The 410-nt window shown below is 69.0% G+C and carries 1 pseudogene; it reads left to right on the forward strand.

Going from position 1 to position 410, the window contains the following annotated elements:
• A pseudogene (locus tag IF78_RS44720) lies at positions 1 to 410 on the forward strand (histidine kinase); the annotation flags it as partial.

The following is a 410-nucleotide window of genomic DNA, read 5'->3' on the forward strand; positions in this document are numbered from 1 at the left end:
GGGATCGATGTCATATCGACCGTCAACATCCAGCACCTGGAGTCGCTGGGTGACGTCGTCGAGTCGATCACGGGCGTACGGCAGCAGGAGACGGTGCCGGACGAGGTGGTGCGCCGCGCCGACCAGATCGAACTGGTCGACATGTCGCCACAGGCGCTGCGGCGCCGTATGGCCCACGGCAACATCTACAAGCCGGACAAGGTCGACGCCGCCCTGTCGAACTACTTCCGCCCCGGCAACCTCACCGCCCTGCGCGAGCTGGCGCTGCTCTGGGTGGCCGACCGGGTCGACGAGTACCTGCAGCAGTACCGCAGCGATCACCGGGTGTCGAAGATCTGGGGGTCCCGCGAGCGGATCGTGGTCGGGCTGACCGGCGGCCCGGAGGGGCGGACGCTGATCCGCCGGGCCGC

The sequence above is a fragment of the Streptomyces bicolor genome, from assembly GCF_000719285.1.
GTDB classification, from domain to species: Bacteria; Actinomycetota; Actinomycetes; order Streptomycetales; family Streptomycetaceae; genus Streptomyces; species Streptomyces bicolor.